Source organism: Pseudomonas sp. NPDC096950 (genome assembly GCF_044762525.1).
In the GTDB taxonomy this organism is placed as follows: domain Bacteria; phylum Pseudomonadota; class Gammaproteobacteria; order Pseudomonadales; family Pseudomonadaceae; genus Aquipseudomonas.
The window spans coordinates 368,081-393,643 of the sequence record NZ_JBIWEL010000002.1 but is presented as its reverse complement, the minus strand read 5'-3'; the positions used below and the strand labels follow the sequence as shown (position 1 = coordinate 393,643).

Sequence of the window (25,563 nt, the reverse complement as noted above, 5' to 3'; positions counted from 1 at the left end):
AGCAAGGAGCGTTTTATGTCACTGCGCAAACAGTTGTTTCTCGCCATTTGCCTGTTTCTGCTGGTGGCGTTCAGCGGCAGTTTTTTTGTCAGCCTGGAAAGCTCCCGGGAACAAATGCTCGGCCAGCTGCGCTCCCACGCCCAGGACGCCGCCACCGCGTTGGGACTGTCCCTGACCACGCAGATCGACGACACGGCGATGATCGAATTGATGGTCAGCTCGATTTTCGACAGCGGTTATTTCAGCAGCATCCGCATCGTCAACATCGCCGATGAACAAGTGCTGGTGGAGCGTGATGCCCCCGCGCGAATCGAAGGTGTGCCCGACTGGTTCGTGGACCTGGTGAACTTGCATCCACAAGGCGGGGACGCGTTAATCATGCGCGGCTGGGAGCAAGTGGCGCGGGTCGAAGTGTTGAGCAATCCGCAATTCGCCTTGGCCAAACTCTGGGACAGCACCCTGGGTAGCCTCGTCTGGCTGCTGCTGTGCGGATTGCTCAGCGCGATGTTTGGCGGCTGGCTGCTGCGTCGGCAATTGCGCCCGCTGGACAAAATGGTCAAGCAAGCCGAAGCCATCAGCAAACGGGAGTTTCTCAGCCTGCCGAAACTGCCGCGCACACCGGAGCTGAAACGGGTGGTGCTGGCGATGAACCAGATGGTCGAAAAGCTCAAGGCACTGTTTGCCGAAGAAGCGGCGCGCAGTGAAAAGCTGCGGGCTGATTCCTTTCAGGACAGCCTCACCGGATTGGCGAATCGACGCTTGCTGGATGAGCAATTGGCCGACCACTTGTTGGTCAGCGAACAGAGCAGCGACGGCCACTTGCTGATGTTGCGGATCAACGACCTTGCAGGCCTCAACCAGCGCCTGGGCGGTCAACGCACCGATGCCTTGATCGGTGCCGTCGGCGAACTGCTCAAACGCCTGACGCAACTTCCGGAGCGGCGCACCTGGCTGGCAGCGCGCAATCGCGGCGGCGAGTTCAGCCTGCTGACCCCAGGCCTCGACGACAAGGACGCCGCGCGCCTGTGCGCCGAGATCAGCGCCACCCTGGAAAACCTGCGCCTGACCGGCGCCAGCGACAGCATGCCGGTGGCGCACCTGGGCATCGTCGCCTTTCAACCGGGCGAGCCGGCCGGCGCTGTACTGCTGCGCCTCGATCAGGCCTTGACCCAGGCCCAGCAGCATCCCGAGCGGCCGTGGGTGCATCTCGATCACGCCAACACCGCGCCGAACCAGTCCCAGCACGACTGGCGCAACTGGATCGACGACGCCCTGACCCACGGCAAATTGCAGCTGTACTTCCAACCGGTGGTGCAATGCGCCGACACCAGCCAGGTGATGCACCACAAAATCCTCGCGCGGTTATTGGACCCAAATGGCGAAGCGATTGCCGCCGGGCACTTCCTTCCGTGGATCGAACGCCTCGGCTGGTCAGCCCGCTTCGACCTGGCGATGCTCGACGCCACCCTCGACTACCTCGCCGTCAATCGTTGGCCCCTGGCGCTGAGCCTGTCCGGCACCACCCTGCGCGATCCTGCGTCACTGCAACAAATTCTGCGGACGCTCGACTCCCTGCCGGAACTCGCACCGCTACTGATCCTGGAAATCGACGAACGCCAACTGCCGCCCCCGGATGAATTGCAGCGCCTGAGCCACAGCTTGCTCCACACCGGCTACCGCATCGGGTTGCAGCATTTTGGCGGGAGCTTCAGCCAAATCGGCAACCTCAGTCAGTTGGGGTTGGCGTACTTGAAGATTGATGGGAGTTACATCCGGGGGATTGATGAGCAGAGTGACAAGCGACTGTTCATCGAAGCGATTTTCCGGGCGACGAACAGTATTGATTTGCCGTTGATTGCGGAGAGGGTCGAGACACAGGGAGAGCTGGAGGCGATCAAAGAGCTTGGGTTGTTTGGGGTCATGGGGCGGTTGATCGGGCCGCCGGAGCCGATGTGAGATTGCCAGCGAAACCGCGTTATTGTTCTTCGCGAGCAGGCTCGCTCCCACAGGGGAATGGTGTCGTGCACAACATTTGAGTACGGCCCGGATCCAGTGTGGGAGCGAGCCTGCTCGCGAAGGCGGTGGGTCAGCCGACATCTCTATCAACTGACATGGCCTCTTCGCGAGCAAGCCCGCTCCCACAGGGGAATGGTGTCGTGCACAACATTTGAGTACGGCCCGGATCCAGTGTGGGAGCGGGCTTGCTCGCGAAGGCATTCCTACAGTCACCGCATGACTAAAATCCAGAGCACAAAAAACCCGCCACTCCCTTTCGGAAATGGCGGGTTTGTCGTTTCAGCCCTACCGCATCAAACCGTGTCCACCTTCAGCGAATGGTCGTTGAGCATGCCGGTGATGATGGTCGCCGTGTCGTGCCCGCCTGCGACTACCCCGCCCGCGCCTGGTGTGACGCCGTAGTGGCTGGCCAGGTTGACGCCGGCCAGGTCGATGGTCTGGGTTGGCGTGGCGCCGGCCATGGCGCTGACGTCGATGCTGGTGACCAGGCTCGCACCGCTGCCGGTGACGGTGAAGTGCAGGTAGTCATCCAGCGACGCGGTGGTGCCGTTTTCGCCTTGCAGCAGTTGTGACAGGTCGAGTTTGTCGGTGCCGGGGGTGAAGTCGGTGACCACGTCGTGGCCACTGTTGCCGGCTAGCCACTGGAAGGTGTCGGCCCCCGAACCGCCGGTGAGGGTGTTGTTGCCCAGGCCACCGATCAACAGGTCATCGCCGCCACCGCCATTGAGCGTGTCATTGCCCAGGCCGCCGTTGATCACGTTGTTGTTATTGTCCCCCGTCAGTGTGTCGTTGAAGTTGGAGCCCACCAGGTTCTCGATACCGGTGAGTGTGTCGGTGCCCGCGCCGATGGTGTTTTGCGCGCCGAGCAGGCCCAGGTTGACGGTGACGCCCGCCGTGGCATGGGCGTAACTGGCGGTGTCGATGCCGGTGCCGCCGTCCAGCAAGTCGTTGCCTGGTCCGCTGTACAGCAAGTCGTTGCCGGCGCCGCCGTGCAATTCGTTGTTGCCACTGCCCGCGGTGAGCACGTCGTTGCCGTCACCGGCGTTGATGATGTTGTTGCCGGTGCCGGCCACCAACACGTCATCGCCCGAGGTGCCGGTGAGGGTGTGGCCGTCCTGGTAGCTGATGGTCACGTTCGCCGTGTCGCTGCCGCCATGGTTGTCGTTGGCGGTGTAGGTGCCGTGGTAGTCCGGGGTGAGGTCGTGGGCCCCGGCGTAGTTGACGGTCATGGTCAGTTGATAGTTCTCCGACCCAGTGGTGTTGCTGCCACTGGTGTTGGTGATGTTGGTGACGTGGATCTGGTAGGTGCCATCGGATGTCGCCGTGATGGTCCCGCCATCGGCGATGCTCACGAACGCACCGCCATTGAGCGAGTACTCCAGGGTGACGTGACCGGCCGCCAGGTTGTGGTCCAGGTTAAGGGTTTCGCCCTGTTTCAGTTTGACGGTGATCAGGTCTTCATCGTTGGCGTTGGACGTCGTCACTGCGCCCAGGTAGCCGCTGATCACCAGCACGGCGGTCATCGCTGCCGAGTTCGCCGCGAAGGAATTACGCACATCCGCCAATGCCTGGTTGGCGGCGTTGTTGCCGGTGCCAGTGAAGCTGATGGCACCGGTGCCGGTGAAGTCCGCGCCTTTCGCTGCCCAACCGGTGTTGAACGTGGTCGGGGTCGCCGTCATTGGATCGCCATTGGCGTCGGTGTCGTTGGCCAGCAGCAGCTCGCCCGGCACCGTAATGGTGCCCGACAGCACGTTGGTGATGATGTGGTCATCGACCGCCACCGGTGGTGCATTCGGGATGACTTTGACGGTCAGCGTCGAGCTGGCCAGGTCGCCGTCGTTGTCACTGGCGGTGAAGCCGATGTTTTCGGTGATCACCACCGCCGTGGTTTTCTGCGAGGTGTAGGTGTATTCGCCGGTGTCGAGGTTCACCACCAGCGTGCCGCTGTTGTTGGTGGCGATGCTGATGGTGTTGTTCACCGTGTTGAACGTGCCGTGGTTGGTGCCACTGAATGTCAACGAACCCTGATTGCTGTTGCCTCGCGGGTCATAGGTGTACGTAGTGCCATCGACCACAAGGGTTTTGATGAAACCGCCATCGGCGCCGAACGAACCGCCCTCCATCAGCGTGCCGGTGACCGGTGCGCCCTGCACGGTGCCCGAGAGCACCGAGTTGAGTTGGTTGAGGTCAGTCACCACTACCGCGTTGGTGTTGGTGTGGGTGCTGCCGTCATAGGCCAGCGGGTCGAGGTTGGCATTGCTGACGCCGCTGCCCAGGCCAATCGCGTAGTTTTTGATGCCGTTGGCGTCGAGGAAGTTTTTCAGCGCCGCCTCGTCCGATGTACCGATGTCCTGGCCGGACGTCGGTTTGCCGTCGGAGAAGAAATACCCGACGTTCTGCGCCCCGGTGAGTTTGCCGTCCGTATTGAACGCGGTTTGCAGGGCCGCCACAGCCGCGTCGTAGTTGGTGCCACCGCCAGCGGTGAGGCCCGCGATGATCGACTTGGCTGTCGCCACATCGACCCACACCGAGGTTTTGTCGGTGGCGCTGCTGCTGAAGGTGACGATCTGTACTTTCACATCACCCAAGTCATCGTATTTGTCGAGCAAGGCACTGATCGCCTGCTTCGCCAGCGCCAGCCTCGACAGGCCTGGCACCCCGGAGGCGTCGGCCATACTGCCGGAAACGTCGATCACCAGCAGCAGGTTGGAATCGACTTCCACCGCGGTTACCGAACGGTCAGACGCCACGGCTTTTGGCACGTCATCGACAATGTTCACCACGATGGTGCTGGTGGTGCTGTTGCCCAGCGCATCGGTGGCTTTGTAGGTGAAGCTTTCGCTCAGGGTGTTTGGCCCGTCATTGGCGCCCGGCGAGGTTTTCGGCGCCGAGGTCAGGGTGTAGGTGTAGCTGCCGTCCGGGTTGATCAGGATTTGTCCGTAAGTCCCGGTGGCGCTGCCGACCACGCTGTAAGTGAGCGGACCGGTGCCGCCGGTGACCGATCCGACCAGCGTACCGGTGGCGGTTTCGCCAGTACTTGTCGGGTCGCTGCCGGTGACCGTGCCGGGTGCCAGGTCCAGGCCATCCTTGCTCAGGTCGAGGGCTTTTTCGAAGACCGTCACGTCCTGATCGACCACTGCTTTGAGGCCACTGTCGTTGACGTTAATGGTGATGGTGGTGGTGCTTTCGTCACCGTCGGAATCGCGCACGGTGTAGACGAACGTATCGGTGGCCCCCGCCACGCCGACCGAGTTCGGGTTGCTGTGGTACACGGCGTTGCCCGCCGCATCCAGGGTCAGGTAGCCGTAGGTCCCGTTGATGTTGGTGCCCAGGCCGCCCACCGCCGAAGTGCCGGTGTTGCTGCCGGCGCGCACGCCGATCACCGCCCCGCCCGCTGAGGCGCCGTCGGCACCCAGCACGTCGTTGCCGAGCACGCTGAGGTTGATGGTCGCGCCTTCGGCGGCAGTGCCGGTGTCTGGCGCTGCGGTCGGCAGGTCATCGACGATGTTGACGTTGATCTGCCCCGACGCGGTGCTGCCGTCGGTGTCCGTCGCCACCACGTTGAAGTTCTCGGTGAGGCTGTTGGCGCCGTTGGCGGTCGGATGGGTTTCGTTATCCACCAGGGTGTAGCTGTAGCTGATGACGCCGGTGCTCGCGTTGTAACCGGTGATGGTCAACGTGCTGCCCAACGGCGTCACGATCGATTGCGGGAAGCCTGCCGCCACGCCGCCCGCGACCACATGAATGCCGCCGACGTCGAGGGTTTGCAAACCGTCCAGCGCGGTGACGGTGAAGGTGCCGCTCTGGGTCAGCGCCGGGGTGTTGGGGCTGGTGCCGTCGCTGAGGTTTTTCTCGTAGACGGTCAGCTCGCCGCCATTGACGTTGAGGCCGTTGAGGGTCACCGGATCGTCGTTGTTGTGGATGTTCAGCACCAGGTTGGCGGTGCTGGTGTCGCCGTCCGAATCGGTGATGGTGTAGGCGAAGGTCTCCGTGCCGTTGCCGCCGCCGTGCAGGTTTTTGAAGTCGGCGTCGTTGGTGTTGAGGGTGTAGGTGTAGGTGCCGTTGGCATTGAGGACCAGCGTGCCGTACGTCCCGGTGAAGGTGCCAGGAGTCACAGGGCCGGCGTTCGGGCCGGTGGCGACGAGGTCTGCGCCCTGAATGTCGTTGGTCAGCACGTTGCCATTGAGCGTCAACGCGCTCTCCGACGCTATACCGACGTTGCTGTCGTTGACGGCTTTTGGCACGTCATCGACGATCTGCACGACGATGGTGCTGGTGCTGATATTGCCCAGGGAATCGGTGGCCTGATAAGTGAAGCTTTCGGTCAGCGTGTTGGCACCGTCATTGGCATGCGGCGTGGTGCTCGCCGGGGATGTCAGGGTGTAGGTGTAGGTGCCGTTGGGGTTGAGCTGGATCTGGCCAAAGTTACCGTTGGCGCTGCCCACCAGGGTGTAAGTGATCGCGCCGATGGCGCCGGTGACCGAACCGACCAAGGTGCCACTGGCGGTTTCGCCGGTGCTGGTCGGGTCGCTGCCGACCACGGTGCCAGCCGCCAGGTCCTGGCCATCTTTGGTCAGGTCCAGGGCTTTTTCGTAGACGGTCACGTCGGTGTCGCTGACAGCCTTGATGCAGCTGTTCGAGACGTCGATGGTGATGGTGGTGGTGCTTTCATCGCCATCGGCATCGCGCACGGTGTAGACGAAGGTATCGGTCGCACCGGGAGCGTTCACCGCGTTGGGATTGCTGTGATAGACCGCGTTGCCGTTGGCATCCAGCGTCAGGTAACCGTAGGTGCCATTGATGTTCGAGCCCAGGCCACCGATGGCCGAGGTCGAGGTGTCGCTGCCGGCGCGAACGCCCACCACGGCACCGGTGACCGCCGGGCCGTCAGCCCCGCCGATGTCGTTATCCAGCACGTTGCCCGACACCGTCCCGCCCTCGGCCACAGACGCGCTGTCCGCGTGAGCAGTGGGCAAATCGTCGACGATATTGACGTTGATTTGATTGGTTGCCGTGCTGCCGTCGGTGTCCGTGGCCACCACGTTGAAGTTTTCGGTGATGCTGTTCGCACCGTTGGCGGTTGGGTGGGTTTCGGTGTTCACCAGGGTGTAGCTGTAACTGACCACGCCCGTGGTCGCGTCATAACCGGTGACGGTCAGCGTACTGCCCAGCGGTGTCACGATCGATTGCGGGAAGCCCGCCGCCACGCCACCGACCACCACATGAATACCGCCCACGTCGAGGGTTTGCAAACCGTCCAGTGCGGTGACGGTGAAGGTGCCGCTCTGGGTCAGTGCCGGCGTGTTGGGGCTGGTGCCGTCGCTGAGGTTTTTCTCGTAGACAGTCAGCTCGCCGCCATTGATGTCGAGGCCGTTGAGGGTCACCGGGTCGTCGTTGTTGTGGATGTTCAGCACCAGATTGGCGGTGCTGGTATCGCCGTCGGCATCGGTAATCGTGTAGGTGAAGGTTTCCGTGCCGTTGCCATTGCCGTGCAACGCTTTGAAGTCGGCGTCGCTGGTGTTCAGGGTGTAGGTGTAGGTGCCGTTGGCATTCAGGACCAAGGTGCCGTAAGTGCCGGTGAAAGTGCCGGGGGTGATCGGGCCGCTGGCCGGGCCAGTCGTCACGCGGTCGGCGCCTTGCACGTCGTTGGTCAGCACGTTGCCGTTGAGGGTCAACACACTTTCCGAGGCGGTGCCGGCGTTGCTGTCGTCCAGCGCTTTGGGCAGGTCGTCGATGACGTTGACGTCCAGGGTCGCGTTGGCGGTGGTGCCGTTGTCATCGACCACGGTGACGGCGAATTGCTCAGGCAGGTTGTTAGCGCCGCCCGCTGTCGGATGCGCTTCGTTGCCGTTGAGGGTGTAGCTGTAACTGACGACGCCAGTGGTCGCATCGAACCCGGTGATGGTCAGGGTGTTGCCCAAACCAGTCGGAATCGATTGTGGGAAGCCCGCCGCCACGCCACCGCTGACGACGGTAATACCGCCGACGGTCAACGTCTGCACGCCATCCAGCGCGGTGATGGTGAAGGTGCCGCTTTGGGTCAATTGGGTGCTGTCCGGAGCGCTGCCGAGACTGAGGTTTTTCTCGTAGACCGTGAGCTCGCCGCCCTCGACGTTCAGGCCATTGATGATGACCGGGTCGTCGTTGTTGTGGATCTGCAGGACAAGGTTGGCGGTGCTGGTGTCGCCGTCGGAATCGGTGAGGGTGTAGGTGAAGTTTTCCGTGCCGTTGCCACCGCCGTGCAGGGCTTTGAAGTCTGCGTCAGTAGTGTTCAGGGTGTAGGTGTAAGTGCCGTTGGCGTTGAGCACCAGGGTGCCGTAAGTCCCGGCGAAAGTGCCGGGCGTCACAGGGCCGGTGGCCACGCGATCCGCGCCTTGCACATCGTTGGTCAGCACATTGCCGTTCAGCGTCAGCAGAGTTTCCGACGCCGTGTTCGCATTGCTGTCGTCCACCGCTTTTGGCACGTCGTCGATCACATTGACGTCCAGCGAACCGTTGGCCGTGGTGCCGTTGTCATCAACCACCGTCACCGCGAATTGCTCAGGCAGATTGTTCGCGCCGCCCGCAGTTGGGTGTGCGTCATTGCCGTTCAAGGTGTAGCTGTAGCTGACCACGCCGGTGGTTGAGTCGAACCCGGTGATGGTCAGGGTATTGCCCAACCCGGTGGAAATCGATTGTGGGAAACCAGCCGCCACACCGCCGCTGACGACGGTGATCCCGCCGACGCTCAACGTCTGCACGCCATCCAGTGCGGTAATGGTGAAGGTGCCGCTTTGAGTCAGCGCGGTGGAATCCGGTGCACTGCCCAGGCTCAGGTTTTTCTCGAAAACGGTGAGTTCGCCGCCCTCGACATTCAACCCGCCAATCGTCACCGGATCATCGTTGTTATGGATTTGCAGCACCAACGTTGCAGTGCTCGCATCGCCGTCGGAATCAGTGATGGTGTAGGTGAAATTCTCGGTGCCGTTGCCGCCGCCATGCAAGGCCTTGAAATCCGCGTCACTGGTGTTGAGGGTGTAGGTGTAAGTGCCGTTGGCATTCAGCACCAGGGTGCCGTAAGTACCGGCGAAAGTACCCGGAGTGACCGGACCGCTCTCAGGACCTGTCGCCACGCGATCCGCGCCTTGCACGTCGTTGGTCAACACATTGCCATTCAGCGTCAGCAGGGTTTCCGACGCCGTGTTCGCATTGCTGTCGTCCACCGCTTTTGGCACGTCGTCGATCACATTGACGTCCAGCGAACCATTGGCCGTGGTGCCGTTGTCATCGACCACGGTGACGGCAAATTGCTCAGGCAGATTGTTAGCACCACCAGCGGTTGGGTGCGCGTCATTGCCGTTCAGTGTGTAGCTGTAACTGACCACGCCCGTGGCGCTGTCAAACCCGGTGATGGTCAGCGTATTGCCCAACCCGGTCGAAATCGATTGCGGAAATCCAGCCGCCACGCCACCGCTGACAACGGTGATCCCGCCGATGCTCAACGTCTGCACGCCATCCAGCGCCGTGATGGTGAACGTGCCGTTCTGGGTCAACGCCGTGGCGTCTGGCGCACTGCCCTGGCTCAGGTTTTTTTCGAAAACGGTGAGCTCGCCGCCCTCGACGTTCAACCCGCCTAAGGTGACCGGGTCGTCGTTGTTGTGGATTTGCAGCACCAGGTTGGCGGTGCTGGAGTCGCCGTCGGAATCGGTGAGGGTGTAGGCGAAGGTTTCGGTGCCGTTGCCACCGCCGTGCAGCGCTTTGAAATCCGCATCGCTGGTATTGAGCGTGTAGGTGTAGGTGCCGTTGGCGTTGAGCACCAGGGTGCCGTAAGTCCCCACGAAAGTGCCGGGAGTGATCGGGCCGCTGGTTGGGCCAGTCACTACGCGATCAGCACCTTGCACATCGTTGGTCAGCACGTTGCCGGTCAACGTCAGCAGCGTTTCAGACGCGGTGCCGTTGTTGTCGTCCACAGCCTTGGGCACGTCGTCGGTGATGTTGATGTCCAGTGAACCGGTGGCCGTATCGCCATTGGTGTCCCCGGCGACCACGGTGAATTGTTCGCTGAGGTTGTTGGCGCCATCGCCGGCCGAATGGGTATCGTTGCCGTTGAGGGTGTAGCTGTAACTCACCACGCCAGTGGCCGGGTTGTAGCCGGTGATGGTCAGGGTGTTGCCGAGTTGAGTGGTGATCGATTGCGGGAACCCTGAGGCCGCCCCGCCGCTGACTACGTTGATGCCGCCGATGTTGAGGCTCAGCAAACCGTCGGGGGCGGTCACGGTGAACGTGCCGCTTTGAGTCAGGGCCGCTGGATTGGCCGCCGAGCCGTCGGGCAGATTGGATTCGTTGAGGGTCAGTTCACCGCCCACGGCATCGAGGCCGCCGAGGGTCACGATGTTGTTCACCGGAACGACCACCGGGGTGTTGTCGTTTTGCTGGACATCGGCGTTGTGCCGTTCTTCAGGAATCTCTGGAATACCGCCAAAACCGGCAGTCGGGAAACCGATGGTCGGATCGACCCGCCCGCCCACTTCTTCCAGCAGCACGAAATTGTGACCGCCACCCAGGGCACCACCCGGTGCACCTGTCGCCTGCGGGCCGGCCGCAGTGGCTTCACCGGTCTGGGTCGGGTCGGCACCAGCCGCGATGGCTTGCTGGAGTTTTTGTACGTCGGTCAGTTGTGCTTCGGTAGGCGTCACCGCTTCAGGCGTGTCCACATGGGGCGCCTGATGCGCGAGCAATTGAGAGGTCATTTGCAGACTGCTGCCACGCCCCAGTGTCAGCTCCTGGCCATTTTGCAGATGCACCGCCACCGCGCCTTCGGCCCCGGTGACCAGTTGATCGCCGGCAAACAAGCGGTCGCCCTCGACCAACGCACGTCGAGTACCGTCGGCCGCAACCGCGAACACCTGACCAATTACCTTACTGACGATTCCGATGAGCGTAGCCATGTGCATCTCCTCCGCTGCCAACACCTGTCGGCACCTGTTTGCGCGAAGAGCGTGCTCATGGCGAAAAGCGGGCTACCAGGCGGATCGTCTACCGGAATGCGTGTTTACCTAAGTAAACCGCATTCCTGGCGACGCTCACGCCAAGCATGTCACTCGCGGGCCATTTGTCCGGCTCGGCATAAAACCCTATGCAATCAATGGCATCGGGCTCCCATTGCGGAACAACCTCCCTGCGAGCGATGCGTAACGGTTCTGAACCACCAGAGTGACAAAAAAATGTCGCTCTAAAACCGTCCCACTTCCCTCCCCTCCAGCACTTCTCCGCCCTATGTCGCTAAGTGGATGGAACTTTCCTCAAACCCTCTGGAGCTCCCTAAGGCTCATGAATCAAGGGCTTTCGCTTTGAACAATGTGCTGGATTTTTCAGAGCGCATAAGTTTTTTTTGACATAAGCCTTATGAGAAATAGTTCTTAGGTTTTTCCTAGAATGTTCTTAGCTCTGTTGTTACAAGAGTGAAACGGTTTCGCCTATAAATAGCGTCAAGTATTTGACGACAAGTAAGCACCATCAGGAAACAGGGAGAAGTACCCATGCGCCTTTTAACCCCCCTCTGCAGCGCGGTTTTGCTGGCCATGGCCTGCACTTCTCAGGCTCAGGCCATGTCGTTGACCGACGCGATCCAAAGCACCATTGCGACGCACCCCGAACTTGCATCGCGCGTGGACGCGCGGCTGTCGGCGGATGAGCAAGTGAAAGTTGCCAAAGGGGGCTTCTATCCATCAGTCGATTTGAACGCCGCTTACGGGCGCGGCTACAGCGATAACACCAACACCCGGGCCTTCGGCAATCACCACACCGAAATCCTCAATTACACCCAGTCGGAATTGCGCCTGCGGCAGATGCTGTTCGACGGGTTCAACACCGCCAACGAAGTCGAGCGCACCAAGGGCGTGTCCAACTCCCGGGCCTATTACGCCCAGGGCACCGCCCAGGATCTGGCCTTGCGCACCATCGAGGTCTACCTCGAAGTGCTCAAGCGCCGTGAACTGGTGACGCTGGCCACCAACAACCTGCAAGCGCACATGCGGGTCAACGATCAGATCGGCCTGCGCACCCAGCGCGGTGTCGGCAGCAACGCCGACTCCGATCAGTCCACCGCTCGCCGGGCACTGGCGCAGAACAACCTCGACACCGCCGAGGTCGATCTGGCGGACGCCGAGTCGAACTTCTACAGCGTGGTCGGGCGTATCCCCGATGAGCTCGAAGCACCGCCGTCGACCCGTGGCGAGTTGCCGACCAGCCTGCCGGAAGCCCAGCAGAGCATGGTGGAAAACAACCCGTACCTGAAATCCGCCCAGGCTGACGTGCAATCGGCCGAGAGCCAGTATGAAGTCGCCAAGTCGCCGTTCTACCCACGTTTCGACGCTGAAGCCGCGGTGGGCGCGAACAACAACGTGCAGGGTGACGAGGGCCACGACAACGAATGGCGCGTCGGCGTGATCATGAACTACAACCTGTTCCGCGGCGGCAGCGACAAGGCGCGCCTGGCCTCCGATGCGCACCAGATCAACCAGGCGATGGACATCCGCAACAACGCCCTGCGCCAGCTCAACGAGAACATTCACCTGGCCTGGAACGCCATGGTCAACGCGAAGAAACAAACCCCGACCGCGCGTGAATACGCGGAAACCACCAAACGCGTCCGGGCGGCCTACCAGGATCAGTTCGGCCTCGGCCAGCGGACCCTGCTCGACTTGCTCGACAGTGAAAACGAGCTCTACAACGCCAACCGCCGCTACACCGAAGTGCGCTACACCGAGGAGTACTCGATGTACCGCGTGCTGGCGAACATGGGTCAGTTGCTGAGCAAACAACGGGTGGTGCTGCCCGCCGATGCGATCGCCTCCTCGGAAGTGAAAAACGAAGCACGTTTGCCTGAACTGAAGTAACCCCCGCGCAGGAGCAGCCGCAGGCTGCGATCTTTTGACTTTGGTTTTTAAGATCAAGATCAAAAGATCGCAGCCTTCGGCAGCTCCTACACGGTGAGGTGTATGGATGTCTGTACCAACAACAGGAGCGATCAATTTGACCAGCATGGAACCCGGCAACAGTGGTGTCGATCCGCGCCTGAGCTTCGATGACCCGCTTCTGGACGGTCTGTTGATCCTCTGCAAACTCCACGGCGCGGCGGTCAGCCGCGCCAGCCTGAGCGCCGGCCTGCCCCTGAACAAGCAACGCATGAGCCTGGACCTGCTGCCCCGCGCAGCGGCCCGGGCGAGTTTGCAGGCGCGTTTGCTGCGTCGGGACCTGGCGGATATTTCTGCCCTTAATTTGCCGGTGTTACTGATCCTCAACGATGGCCGCACCGCCGTGCTGCGCCGCTTTGGCGATGACGGTCAGTTGCTGATTCTGCCCTGCGAAGCCGAGGGCGGTGAACAATGGGTCAGCCGTGAAGAGCTGACCGCCAATTACAGCGGCCAGGCGTTGTTCGCCCGGCCGCGCCATGAACTCGAAGACTTGCGCTCCCCCCTCGTACCGCGTGTCGAGGCGTGGTTTCGCGACACCCTGAAGCTGTCGAAATGGCTGTACAGCGATGCGATCCTCGCCAGTTTCCTGATCAACCTGCTGGGGCTGATGGTGCCCTTGTTCGTGATGCAGACCTACGACCGGGTGGTGCCGAACCAGGCCACTTCGACCTTGTGGGTGTTGGCCATCGGCTTGCTGATCGGCACCGGTTTTGAACTGGTGCTGCGGGTGGTCCGCGCGCACCTGCTGGACACCGCGGGCAAGAAAACCGACGTGATCCTTTCCGCAACTCTGTTTGAACGCATCACCGGCATGGCGATGAAAGCCCGGCCGGCGACCATCGGCGGTTTCGCCCAGAGCATCCATGACTTCCAGGGCCTGCGGGAATTTCTTACCGCCGTGACCCTGACCAGCCTGATCGACCTGCCGTTCGCCGTGCTGATGCTGGTGGTGATCGGCCTGCTCGGCGGCTGGCTGGTGGTGATTCCGCTGCTGGCGTTTCCGATCACGATCATTTTCGCCATGGTGATCCAGGTACGCCTGCGCGACACCGTACAAAAAAGTCTGAGCCTGGGCGCCGAACGCCAGGCATTGCTGATCGAAACCCTCGGCGGCCTGGAAACCCTCAAGGCGTGCAGCGCCGAAAGCGAGCGCCAGCACAAATGGGAAAGCACCCACGGCGCCCTCACCCGCCTCGACAGCCATGCGCGCAATCTTTCGGCCCTGGCCACTAACGGCACGCTGTTCATCCAGCAATTCTCCGGCATGGCGACCATCGTCGCCGGGGTCTACAGCATCATCGCCGGCAACCTCAGCGTCGGCGCGCTGGTAGCGACCTACATGCTCGGCAGCCGCGTGCTCGCACCGCTGGGGCAGATTGCCGGTTTGATCACCCGCTACCAGCAAGCGCAACTGACCATGCGCAGCACCGATGCGCTGATGTCGTTGCCGCAAGAGCGCGATCCGAAACAACGGCCACTGGAGCGCACGCAACTGCAAGGCGCAATGGACGTCAGCGGCGTGACCTTCCACTACAACGGCCAGAACGCTCCGGCATTGGCCAACATCAGTTTCAGCGTCAAACCCGGCGAACGCATCGGCATCATCGGCCGTAGCGGCTCGGGCAAAAGTACCCTCGCACGGTTGGTGATGGGTTTCTACGCACCGGAAGAAGGCCAGTTGCTGCTTGATGGCCTGGACTTGCGGCAACTCGACGTCGCCGACCTGCGCCAACAGATCGGTTATGTCGCCCATGACCTGCCGCTGTTGGCCGGCAGCCTGCGCGACAACCTGACCCTCGGCGCCCGTTACATCAGCGATTCGCGGATGCTCGAAGTGGCGGAACTGACCGGCGTTACCGAACTCGCGCGCCAACATCCCCAAGGCTTCGACCGGCCCGTGGGTGAGCGCGGACAATTGCTGTCCGGCGGTCAACGCCAGGCGGTGTTGCTCGCTCGGGCGTTGTTGCTCGACCCGCCGATCATGCTGCTCGACGAACCCACCAGCGCCATGGACAACAGCAGCGAAGACGTCCTGCGGCAAAAACTCCACAGCTGGGTCCAGGGCAAAACCTTGCTGCTGGTGACCCACCGCACCTCGATGCTGAGCCTGGTGGATCGATTGGTGGTGCTGGACAACGGACGGATCGTCGCCGACGGCCCGAAAGAAGCGGTCATCGATGCACTGCGCAAGGGCCGTGTCGGCTCTGCGGCTGTCTAGGAGTTGCCCATGGCTCGTTCATCGTCCGACGTTTCAAAGGATCGTGGCTACTTCGGCAGCTTCAGCAAAAGTGCGGAAAGCGAATACATGCCGGAAACCGCCGGCGCCGCGTTGCAGGATTCCCCGCGCCTGTCGCGGATTACCGTGTGGCTGGCGGCGGGGCTGCTGATTTCGGGGCTGGTCTGGGCCAAGTTCGCGGTGCTACAGGAAGTGACCATGGGCGAAGGCAAGGCGATTCCGTCGAGTAAGGTCCAGGTGATCCAGAACCTGGAGGGCGGCATCGTCTCCGAGATTTTCGTCCGCGAAGGGCAAATGGTGAACAAGGGCGACACCCTGCTGCGCCTGGATGACACGCGGTTTTTGTCGAACAAGGGTGAAAGCGAGGCGGATCGTTATTCGTTGACCGCGAAGGTCGAGCGCTTATCGGCGGAGGCTGAGGGGCGGCCGTTCAAGCTGTCGGACGAAGTCATCGCCAAGGCCCCGCAAGTGGCCGAGGACGAACGCTCGCTGTACGAACAACGGCAACGCCGACTGGCCAGTGAACAACGCACCCTGAGTGAACAACTTCGGCAAAAAACCCAGGAACTGGCGGAATTCCGCTCGAAACAGGGGCAATTCAGTTCCAGCCTGGCGTTGCTGCAACAAGAGATGAACATGTCGGCGCCGCTGGTGGGCACCGGGGCGGTGTCGCCGGTGGAAATCCTGCGGCTTAAACGCAGCGCGGTGGAGATTCGCGGTTCGTTGAATGCGACCACGCTGGCGATTCCTCGGGCGGAATCGGCGATCAACGAGATCAAAAGCAAGATCGACGAATCGGAACAATCCTTCCGTTCCGACGCGGCGAAAGAGCTGAATGAGAAACGCACCGACCTGTCGAAAATCACCGCATCGAGCATTGCCATCGACGACCGCGTGACCCGCACCACGGTGGTGTCGCCGGTGCACGGGATCATCAAGGTGCTGAAGGTCAACACCATCGGCGGCGTGGTTCAGCCGGGCAGCGACATGGTGGAAATCGTGCCGCTGGAAGACAACCTGCTGATCGAAGCCAAGGTGCGGCCGCAGGATGTGGCGTTCCTGCACCCCGGCCAGAAAGCCATGGTCAAGTTCAGTGCCTATGACTACACGATTTATGGAGGGCTGAGCGCGAAGCTGGAGTTGATCGGCGCGGACACGATTACCGATGATAAGGGCAACAGCTTCTACCTGATTCAGGTGCGGACCGATAAGAATCACTTGGGCGGGGATGTAAAACCGTTGCTGATCATTCCGGGGATGGTGGCGACGGTGGACATTATTACCGGGGAGAAAAGCGTGCTGGATTATCTGCTGAAACCGGTGCTGAAGGCGCGGACTGAGGCGATGCGGGAGCGCTAGGCATTTTCAAGGCTCGCGGTGATTGATCTGGCGTCTTCGCGAGCAGGCTCGCTCCCACAGTGGATCGCATTTCTTCAGGAAGAACTCGGTCAACTGTGGGAGCGAGCCTGCTCGCGAAGACGCCCTCACTGGCGCCGACTATTTCGGCCCATGATTACGCTGGAAAACCTCCTCCCCCATCGCCGCAATCTGCCCCTCGATCAACGCCTCGAACGGTTTCAACAACGGCTCGAACGTGGCCGGTGCTTCCAGGGTTTGCAACGCCTGCACAATCGCCTCCACCGTCGACAACGCCCCCGGCCCCGGGGCCTTGCGCAAGCGATACCGCGACACGCCGCCCTCCGCCAACGCCACCCGAGGCAACGCCGCCAGCAGCGGATTGAGGTGCAGCATCTTGCGCGCCTTGCGCCAGGTGCCGTCCGGAACTACCAGCAGCAAGGGTTCATCGCTGGAGGTGTAAGCCTGCAACGGCTGCGCCTCGTCGCCGGGAAACAACAATCGCGCCTGATAACCCGGCCGGTTCAACAGCGCCGGCAAATCCTCAAACACTTCACCGACGATCAACTCCGCATTGTTCAAGCCCAACGCTGCCAGCCGAGCGGTGTTCAAGGCATGGTTCACTTCGCTGGGATGCTGCAACAGCAAGACCCGGGTGCGGCTGTCGAGGCTCGGGATTAGCGGGCACAGGCAGTGGGTTTGCGGGCGCAGGCAGCGTGGGCACTGGATTCTGGACATGTTCTTAAGCCTGGTTGAGCTGTGCTTTGAGCAGATCGCGGAAGGTCTGGATCAGCGGTTCGCGGCTGCGGCCACGGCGCATGATCATCGAGAACGGCGCCTGATACCCGAAGGTCGCCGGCAGCAACACTCGCAGGTCGCCCTTGTCGGCCCAGGCCTGGGCGTAGTGTTCCGGCAGGTAGCCGATGTAGGCGCCGGACAGCACCAGGATCAATTGGGCTTCCATACTTTCCACAGTGGCGGCGCTGTGTTTGAAGCCGTGACGCGCCAGTTCCGCCTGACTCCAATAGCCGCGACCGACCATGCGCTGCTGGGTGATGACTTGCTCGGGAATGCGCCGCTCGGTGAACAGCGGATGGCGGCTGCTGCAATACAGCCAGTGTTGCTCGCGGTACAGCGGCATGTAGACCAGCCCGCTCATGCGCGTGGAAAACGCGCCGATGGCCAGGTCGAGTCGGTTGTCCTGCACGCCGAGTTGCAGTTCGTAGGGGCTCATCACCGACAAGTGCAAATGCACGGCCGGGTGTTCCTGACTGTAGGCGCCGATGGCTTCGGCGAAGGGCAAGGCCTTGTCGCTGACGGTGGAGTCGATGACCCCGAGGTTCAGCGTGCCGCGCAACTCGCCCTTGAGCGCTGCCGCGTATTGCTCGAAACCTTCGAGTTCGCCGAGCAGCCGCAAGGTTTCCTGATGGAACAACTCACCCTTGCTGGTCAGGCTGAAACCGCCGCGCCCGCGATGGCAGAGCACCAGGCCCAGCGCCGCTTCGAGCTGGCTCATGTAAGTGCTGATGGCCGAGGTCGAGAGGTTGAGCTCTTGCTGGGCGTTGGCGAACCCCTGATGACGAACCACGCTGACGAAGATGCGCAATAGTTTCAGGTCGGGTAAAGCGTTGGCCATGGGGGCTCCTGTTACAAGGATACGCGCGAGGCTTCTGTGGAAACACAATCCTTGTGGGAGCGGGCTTGCTCGCGAAAGCGGTGTGTCAGGCAATATTGATTTCGACTGACACGACGCCTTCGCGAGCAAGCCCGCTCCCACATGAGATGCGGTGTCCGGCCGATGAATGACAGGTGTCAGCGATTCTGCGCTTGGCGGAAGTCTATCGCCGTCCCCGCCATTAGTTTAGAAAAATCTGAACTAAGTATTTGCCCGTAGCGATTCTTCCCGTCCACTACATTTCGCATTATCGGCCCACAGCGGTGCCCGTACCTTCCGTGAACGGCGTGCCGACATAAATAAAACAACGACGATGAGGCCTTACCCGTGGACAAGATTCTTCACCAACCACTGGGCGGCAACGAAATGCCGCGCTTCGGCGGCATCGCCACCATGATGCGACTCCCCCATTTGACGACCGCTGCCGGCCTGGACGCTGCCTTTATTGGCGTGCCGCTGGACATCGGTACTTCCCTGCGCCCCGGCACCCGCTTCGGACCTCGCGAAATCCGCGCTGAATCGGTGATGATCCGCCCGTACAACATGGCCACCGGCGCTGCCCCGTTCGATTCGCTGTCGGTTGCCGACATCGGCGACGTGGCGATCAACACCTTCAACCTGCTGGACGCCGTGCGGATCATCGAAGAGTCCTACCACAGCATCCTCGAACACGACGTGATCCCCCTGACCCTGGGCGGCGACCACACCATCACCCTGCCGATCCTGCGTGCGATCCATAAAAAGCACGGCAAGGTTGGCCTGGTGCACATCGACGCCCACGCCGATGTGAACGATCACATGTTCGGCGAGAAAATCGCCCACGGCACCACCTTCCGTCGCGCCGTCGAAGAAGGTCTTCTGGACCCCGACCGCGTGGTGCAAATCGGCCTGCGCGCCCAGGGCTACACCTCCGAAGACTTCAACTGGAGCCGTAAACAAGGCTTCCGTGTGGTTCAAGCCGAAGAGTGCTGGCACAAATCCCTGGCGCCACTGATGGCCGAAGTTCGCGAGAAAGTCGGCGGCGGTCCGGTGTACCTGAGTTTCGACATCGACGGCATTGACCCGGCCTGGGCTCCTGGCACCGGCACCCCGGAAATCGGTGGTCTGACGACCATTCAGGCAATCGAAATCGTGCGTGGCTGCCAAGGTCTCGACCTGGTCGGCTGCGATCTGGTAGAAGTCTCGCCCGCTTATGACACCACCGGTAATACCTCGCTGCTGGCCGCCAACCTGCTGTACGAAATGCTCTGCGTACTGCCTGGCGTGTCCCACCGCTGAGGATTGATCATGAACGAACGCGATCAGGTTTTGAAAGCCGCCGCCGATCTGGTGACTGCTTTTGCCCGTAACGATCGCGAAGCCTACTTCGGCGCCTTCAGCGCCGATGCCAGCTTCGTGTTCTACACCCTCGAACAGCCGCTGCTGTCGCGCGATGCCTACCAGGCGTTGTGGGACAACTGGCGCGCCGAGGATGGCTTCGAAGTGCTGTCGTGCACGTCGAGCAACGCCTTTGTCAGCCTGCAGGGTGACGTGGCGATTTTCATCCATGACGTGGCCACCGAGCTGCGCATGCAAGGGGAGCAACACTTCAGCCAGGAGCGCGAGACGATTGTTTTCAAGAAACAAGCGTCTGGCCAAGAACAACAAGGCCTATGGCTGGCCTGTCATGAACATTTGTCCGCAATGCCGGAAGGGCTGCCATCCCCTTAGCCAAACAGGTGACGCTCACACACGATGAGCGCGCCTTTATGATCGGAGCTGATCATGAATAACAACAACAAAGACAAAGACCAAAGCCTTACGCAAATTGAAACTTACGGGGTCGAACAGATCCCGGACAGCGAACGCACCGCAGGCCCGACGGACTTGTTCCGGATGATCTTCGGCGGTTCCAACACCTTTGCCACCGCCGTGCTCGGCAGTTTCCCGGTGCTGTTCGGCCTCTCGTTCCAGGCCGGTGTCTGGGCGATTGTGCTGGGCGTACTGCTGGGTTCGCTGATCCTCGCGCCGATGGGCCTGTTCGGCCCGATCAACGGCACCAACAACGCCGTGTCTTCCGGTGCACACTTCGGCGTGCACGGGCGGATCGTCGGTTCGTTCCTGTCGCTGCTGACCGCCATCGCCTTCTTCTCGCTCTCGGTGTGGAGTTCGGGGGATGCGTTGATCGGTGGCGCCAAACGCCTGATCGGCCTGCCGGAAACCGACCTGACCCTGGGCCTGGCCTACGGTCTGTTCGCGATTCTGGTGCTGACCGTGTGCATCTACGGCTTCCGCTTCCTGCTGTGGGTCAACAAGATCGCGGTGTGGAGCGCCAGCCTGTTGTTCCTGCTGGGCATCTTCGCGTTCGCAGGTCCCTTCGATGTGAACTACGCCGGCACCGTCAGCATGGGGCAACCAGGGTTCTGGGCTGCGTTCATCGGCGCGGCGCTGGTGGCCATGAGCAACCCGATTTCCTTCGGTGCGTTCCTCGGTGACTGGTCGCGCTACATCCCGCGCGACACGCCAAAAGGCCGGATCATGGCGGCAGTGGTCATCTCGCAGATCGCGACCTTCATCCCGTTCCTGTTCGGCCTGGCCACCGCGACCATCGTGGCGATCAAGGCACCGGACTACATCGCGGCCAACAACTACGTCGGCGGTCTGCTGGCCGTTTCGCCGAGCTGGTTCTTCCTGCCGGTGTGCCTGATCGCGGTAATCGGCGGCATGTCCACCGGCACCACCTCGCTGTATGGCACCGGGCTGGACATGTCCAGCGTGTTCCCACGGGTGCTGTCGCGGGTCAAGGCGACGTTGCTGATCGGTGTGATGTCGATTGCCTTCATCTTCATCGGGCGCTTTGCGGCGAACCTTGTGCAGAGCGTGTCGACCTTCGCCGTGCTGATCATCACCTGCACCACCCCATGGATGGTGATCATGATCATCGGCCTGGTGGTACGTCGCGGCTTCTACTGCCCGGATGACCTGCAGGTGTTCACCCGTGGCGAGAAAGGTGGCCGCTACTGGTTCACCCACGGGTGGAACTGGCGTGGCCTGGGTGCGTGGATCCCGAGTGCACTGGTCGGCCTGTGCTTCGTGAACCTGCCGGGGCAGTTCGTCGGTGTGCTGGGCGATCTGGCCGGTGGCATCGACATCAGCCTGCCGGTGACCCTGGGCCTGGCTTCGCTGGTGTACCTGACATTGCTGAGCCTGTTCCCGGAACCGCGGGAAGTGTTTGGGCCGCAGGATGCGCGTAGTAAGGGCACGGACTCGCTCGGTAAACCGGCGTTGCGCCAAGCCGCCTGATTCAACGCATTACCCCTGTGGGAGCGGGCTTGCTCGCGAAAGCGGACTGTCAGTCACATTGATGTTGAATGTACCGACGCCTTCGCGAGCAAGCCCGCTCCCACAGAGAGCAGCCCCACAGAAACACCTTTGTTTCACCATAAAAAAGACAATTGGAGACACGCCATCATGGCATTGGATTTATTCGTCGTACTCATCTACGCCGCCGCGATGCTGATACTCGGCTATTACGGCATGCGCAAAGCCAAGACCAACGAAGACTTTTTGGTCGCCGGTCGTAACCTCGGCCCGAGCCTGTACATGGGCACCATGGCCGCCACCGTACTGGGCGGCGCGTCCACCGTCGGCACCGTGCGTTTGGGCTACGTGCATGGCATCTCCGGTTTCTGGCTGTGCGCCGCACTGGGTTGCGGGATCGTGGCGCTGAACCTGTTCCTCGCCAAACCGCTGCTGAAACTGAAGATCTACACCGTTACCCAGGTCCTGGAAAAACGCTACAACCCGATGGCCCGCTCGGCGAGCGCGGTGATCATGCTGGCGTACGCGCTGATGATCGGCGTGGTCTCGATCCTGGCAATCGGCACCGTGCTGCAAGTGCTGTTCGGCCTGCCGTTCTGGATTTCGGTACTGCTCGGCGGTGGCGTGGTGGTGATCTACTCGGCGATCGGCGGCATGTGGTCGCTGACCCTGACCGACATCGTCCAGTTCGTGATCAAGACCGTGGGCCTGATGTTCATCCTGTTGCCGATCTGCATGTATCGCGTCGGCGGCTGGGATGAGTTGGTGTTGAAACTGCCGGCGAGCGCCTTCAGCTTCACCACCATCGGCTGGGACACGATCATCACCTATTTCATGATCTACTTCTTCGGCATCCTGATCGGCCAGGACATCTGGCAACGTGTGTTCACCGTCAAGAGCGCCAAAGTGGCTCAAGTCGCCGGTACGTTCGCAGGCTTCTACTGCATCCTTTACGGACTGGCCTGCGCCCTGATCGGCATGGCCGCTCACGTGCTGATCCCGGACCTGGACAACGTCAACAACGCCTTCGCCGCCATCGTTAAGCTGTCCCTGCCGGACGGTATCCGTGGCCTGGTGATCGCTGCGGCCCTAGCTGCGATGATGTCCACCGCCAGCGCCGGCCTGCTCGCCGCGGCCACCACCCTGACCGAAGACCTTCTGCCAAAACTGCGTGGCGGTAAACAGTCGAGCCTGGGCATGAACCGCCTGTTCACCCTCTTGACTGGCCTGGTGGTGCTCGGCATCGCCCTGGTAGTCAACGACGTGATCAGCGCCCTGACCCTGGCGTACAACCTGTTGGTAGGCGGCATGCTGATCCCGTTGATCGGTGCGATCTTCTGGAAACGCGCGACCACCGCCGGCGCTATCGCCAGCATGGGCATGGGCTTCGCCACAGCGCTGGTGTTCATGTACAAGGATGGCCTGGATGCCAACTCCCCGATCTATTACAGCCTCGGCGTGGGCTTGGTGAGCTTTGTGCTGGTCAGCCTGATGTCCCGTCGCCCGGCCGTGGTGGCGAGCGCCGTCTAAGCTTTCTATAAAGAACTGATGCTTTCTTCGACGGGTGTGGCGTCGGTTGCCACACCCGTTTTTTTTCGTCTGGAGAAAACCGTTATGAAGATTGTTTCTCGCGATCAGTGGTTCGAGGTCAAAACCCTGGCCGACGGCATCCGCCTGATTCACGAGCCTTACATCCGGCCCTTCTACCGCTGCAACCTCTGGCACATCCAGGGCCGCGACAAGGACTTGCTGCTGGACAGCGGTTCCGGGCTGGTGAGCTTGCGCGAGCAATTGCCGTGGATCACCGAGCGGCCGCTGGTGGCGGTGGCCAGTCATTGCCATTTCGACCACATCGCCGGGCATCACGAATTTTCCGAACGGCTGGTGCACCCGGCCGAAGCGCAAATCCTCGCCGAGCCCGATGGCGAGAACACCTTGAGCACGGCGTTTGTCGGCGACGAGATGTTCGAAGCGCATCCTGACTGCCCGTTGTGCTACGCCGAATACCGGGTCAAAGCTGCGCCAGCCACCGGGATGATTGAAGAAGGCGATGTGCTGGACCTAGGGGATCGCGTGCTGCAAGTGCTGCACACGCCAGGGCATTCGCCGGGCGGCATCAGCCTGTATGAAGCGGCCACCGAGACCTTGTTCAGCGGCGACATCATCTACGACGGCCCGCTGATCGAAGACGCCTACCATTCCAACCTCGACGACTACGCCCGCAGTTTGCAACGCTTGCACGCGCTGCCGATCCGAACGGTGCATGGCGGGCATTTCGGCAGTTTCTCCGGGGAACATTTGCGCACGATGATTGACGAGTGGCAGCGCTCCCACGGCTGAAGCCTGCTGTACTCAGCCAAGGGAAAACAACAATAACGCCCTCGAAGAACGACTATGACCAGAGCCGCCGTTCGCGCTGCCGTGCACCGTTTCATCAGCCGCCTGCTGGAACGTCAGGATGACTTCGACGACAACGCCAGCCTGGCGCAGTTGGGCCTGGATAAAGAAGATATCGAAGAATTGATCTTCCATCTGGAAGATGAGTTGGGGTTGACGGCGTTTACGGCGGAAGAAGACCGGATGCTCAAGGACGCCAGGACGGCGGAGGATTTGAGTCGGTTTTTAGTGAGGATCGGACGGCATTGAGAGGGATTGCCAAGTACAGCCGAGAAACTGTGGCGAGGGGGCTTGCCCCCGTTGGGCTGCGGAGCAGCCCCGAAACCATTCACCCCGGTTGTATCAGGCAGACCATGTTGGCCTATCTACGACTGCTGCGCAGCCGGACGGGGGGCAAGCCCCCTCGCCACAACGCTCGCCGCAGGCACCGTCCGCAATTTACCGGCGACGCTGCTGGCGTCGGCGCTGTTCGTCGTCAGTGCGAATAGGCACAGGTTGCAGAGGCGGTTCGATCAAACCGAGTGCGACACCCAGGTCGTGCAGCCAGTTTTGGATTTTCTCTTTCATGGTGCCCCCTTCAGGGTAGTGCCGAGTGGCCAAAATTCTGTAGCCACTTCGCACTGATAATAGTCCGAAGTCCTACGCAATGCTCGCCCAAGATCGCAATGATCTGTTACTGAATTGATCAAAATACCTGACCAATAGTTCAAGCCGTCGCCAGCGCCTGGCTCGGCACCGTCGGATAGACCATTTGTTGCTGCTCAAGCCAGGCGTTCAGATTCGCCCCCACCATGCCTTTGCGCCACATCAACCAAGTGGTGGCGCTGGCAAACGGTTCGGCCAACGGATGCACCGCCACGCTTTCGCGGCCCGGCAGGCTGGCGAGCATCGACTCCGACATCAGCGCCACACCCGAGCCGGCGATCACGCAGGCGAGCATTCCCGGATAAGACTCGATCTCTATCGCCCGGCCCATCGCCGCGTGGTAATGGGCGAACCAGGCTTCCAGGCGCATCCGGTAGGAACAGCCTTGGCGAAAGGTGAACACCGAGCGCCCTTGCACATCCATCGCGCTGAGGATCGGCGGGTGATCGGCCTCGCTGATCAGCACCAGCCGTTCGTCGCACAACGGCACGCCGTCAAGGCCCGCCAGTTGCAGCGGACCGTCCACCAATGCCGCATCGAGCCGCCCGGTGAGCAAGCCTTCGAGCAATTCACCGCTGGGGCCGGACTGCACTTGCAGGTTCACCGCCGGATAGGTGCGGTGGTAGCGCGCCAACAGCCCCGGAAGGTGGATAGCGGCCGTGCTGTACATGGTGCCGAGCACGAAGTCACCGGCCGGTTGCCCGCCCTGCACCGCCGCACTGGCTTCGTCGTGCAGGGCAAACAGCTTGGCGGTGTAGTCCAGCAGGACTTTTCCCGCAGGTGATAACTGCAAACGCTGACGCTCACGCAGGAAAAGTTCGACGCCGAGTTGCTCTTCCAGTTGTTTAAGGCGGGTCGACAGGTTCGACGGCACCCGGTGCAGGCGTTCGGCAGCGCGAGTGATGGAACCCTCTTGCGCAACAGCCTGGAAAATCCGCAATTGGCTGAATTCCACACCTTTCTCCTAATCAGAACAAGTTACT

15 protein-coding genes are annotated in these 25,563 nt (G+C 61.5%); 10 read left to right on the top strand and 5 right to left on the bottom strand.

All coding sequences use genetic code 11. From position 1 onward, the window contains the following. Positions 1-15 precede the first annotated feature (15 nt). Positions 16-1,956 (top strand): cyclic di-GMP receptor LapD, encoded by a 1,941-nt coding sequence (lapD, locus tag ACIQY3_RS06195; protein ID WP_403018018.1) that lies wholly within the window; start codon positions 16-18, stop codon positions 1,954-1,956. Positions 1,957-2,309: 353 nt separating this feature from the next. Here the strand turns inward: lapD and ACIQY3_RS06190 are convergent, their stop codons facing one another. Then, positions 2,310-10,943, bottom strand: a complete 8,634-nt coding sequence (locus ACIQY3_RS06190; RefSeq protein WP_403018017.1) for a retention module-containing protein — start codon at positions 10,941-10,943, stop codon at positions 2,310-2,312. A gap of 591 nt (positions 10,944-11,534) precedes the next feature. Here ACIQY3_RS06190 and ACIQY3_RS06185 point away from each other — a divergent pair. From ACIQY3_RS06185 to ACIQY3_RS06175, 3 genes are all read left to right on the top strand, one after another. Further along, positions 11,535-12,893 carry a TolC family outer membrane protein gene (locus ACIQY3_RS06185; protein ID WP_123509062.1) on the top strand — a complete coding sequence of 453 codons (1,359 nt, stop codon included), beginning with the start codon at positions 11,535-11,537 and terminating at the stop codon, positions 12,891-12,893. Between the two features lie 136 nt (positions 12,894-13,029). Then, positions 13,030-15,189 (top strand): type I secretion system permease/ATPase, encoded by a 2,160-nt coding sequence (locus ACIQY3_RS06180; RefSeq protein WP_403018016.1) that lies wholly within the window; start codon positions 13,030-13,032, stop codon positions 15,187-15,189. Between the two features lie 9 nt (positions 15,190-15,198). Beyond that, positions 15,199-16,566 (top strand): HlyD family type I secretion periplasmic adaptor subunit, encoded by a 1,368-nt coding sequence (locus ACIQY3_RS06175; RefSeq protein ID WP_054049166.1) that lies wholly within the window; start codon positions 15,199-15,201, stop codon positions 16,564-16,566. 138 nt (positions 16,567-16,704) lie between these two features. Here ACIQY3_RS06175 and ACIQY3_RS06170 read toward each other — a convergent pair whose 3' ends face one another. Next, entirely contained in the window at positions 16,705-17,301 is a 597-nt protein-coding gene (locus ACIQY3_RS06170) for a tRNA-uridine aminocarboxypropyltransferase (RefSeq protein ID WP_403018015.1), read from the bottom strand. Positions 17,302-17,305: 4 nt separating this feature from the next. Beyond that, a complete protein-coding gene (locus ACIQY3_RS06165) occupies positions 17,306-18,199 on the bottom strand; it encodes a LysR family transcriptional regulator (protein ID WP_008034255.1) in 894 nt (297 codons plus the stop codon). Between the two features lie 366 nt (positions 18,200-18,565). On the opposite strand from ACIQY3_RS06165, the gene speB reads away from it, so the two are divergent. The 6 genes from speB (at position 18,566) to ACIQY3_RS06135 (ending at position 24,184) form a co-directional block, all read left to right on the top strand. Next, a complete protein-coding gene (gene speB, locus ACIQY3_RS06160) occupies positions 18,566-19,516 on the top strand; it encodes an agmatinase (protein ID WP_403018013.1) in 951 nt (316 codons plus the stop codon). Between the two features lie 9 nt (positions 19,517-19,525). Then, positions 19,526-19,948 (top strand): nuclear transport factor 2 family protein, encoded by a 423-nt coding sequence (locus ACIQY3_RS06155; protein WP_054049160.1) that lies wholly within the window; start codon positions 19,526-19,528, stop codon positions 19,946-19,948. 54 nt (positions 19,949-20,002) lie between these two features. Then, entirely contained in the window at positions 20,003-21,520 is a 1,518-nt protein-coding gene (locus ACIQY3_RS06150) for a purine-cytosine permease family protein (RefSeq protein ID WP_403018012.1), read from the top strand. Positions 21,521-21,688: 168 nt separating this feature from the next. After that, positions 21,689-23,068 (top strand): sodium:solute symporter, encoded by a 1,380-nt coding sequence (locus ACIQY3_RS06145; protein ID WP_403018011.1) that lies wholly within the window; start codon positions 21,689-21,691, stop codon positions 23,066-23,068. Between the two features lie 84 nt (positions 23,069-23,152). Continuing rightward, positions 23,153-23,878 (top strand): MBL fold metallo-hydrolase, encoded by a 726-nt coding sequence (locus ACIQY3_RS06140; RefSeq protein WP_403018010.1) that lies wholly within the window; start codon positions 23,153-23,155, stop codon positions 23,876-23,878. 54 nt (positions 23,879-23,932) lie between these two features. Continuing rightward, positions 23,933-24,184, top strand: coding sequence for an acyl carrier protein (locus ACIQY3_RS06135; RefSeq protein ID WP_403018009.1), 252 nt, complete (start codon positions 23,933-23,935; stop codon positions 24,182-24,184). 189 nt (positions 24,185-24,373) lie between these two features. On the opposite strand, the gene ACIQY3_RS06130 is transcribed toward ACIQY3_RS06135, so the two are convergent. Further along, complete coding sequence (locus tag ACIQY3_RS06130; protein ID WP_007914492.1) at positions 24,374-24,502, bottom strand: PA1414 family protein; 129 nt, start codon at positions 24,500-24,502, stop codon at positions 24,374-24,376. 139 nt (positions 24,503-24,641) lie between these two features. Further along, a complete protein-coding gene (locus ACIQY3_RS06125; RefSeq protein WP_403018008.1) occupies positions 24,642-25,535 on the bottom strand; it encodes a LysR substrate-binding domain-containing protein in 894 nt (297 codons plus the stop codon). Positions 25,536-25,563 lie beyond the last annotated feature (28 nt).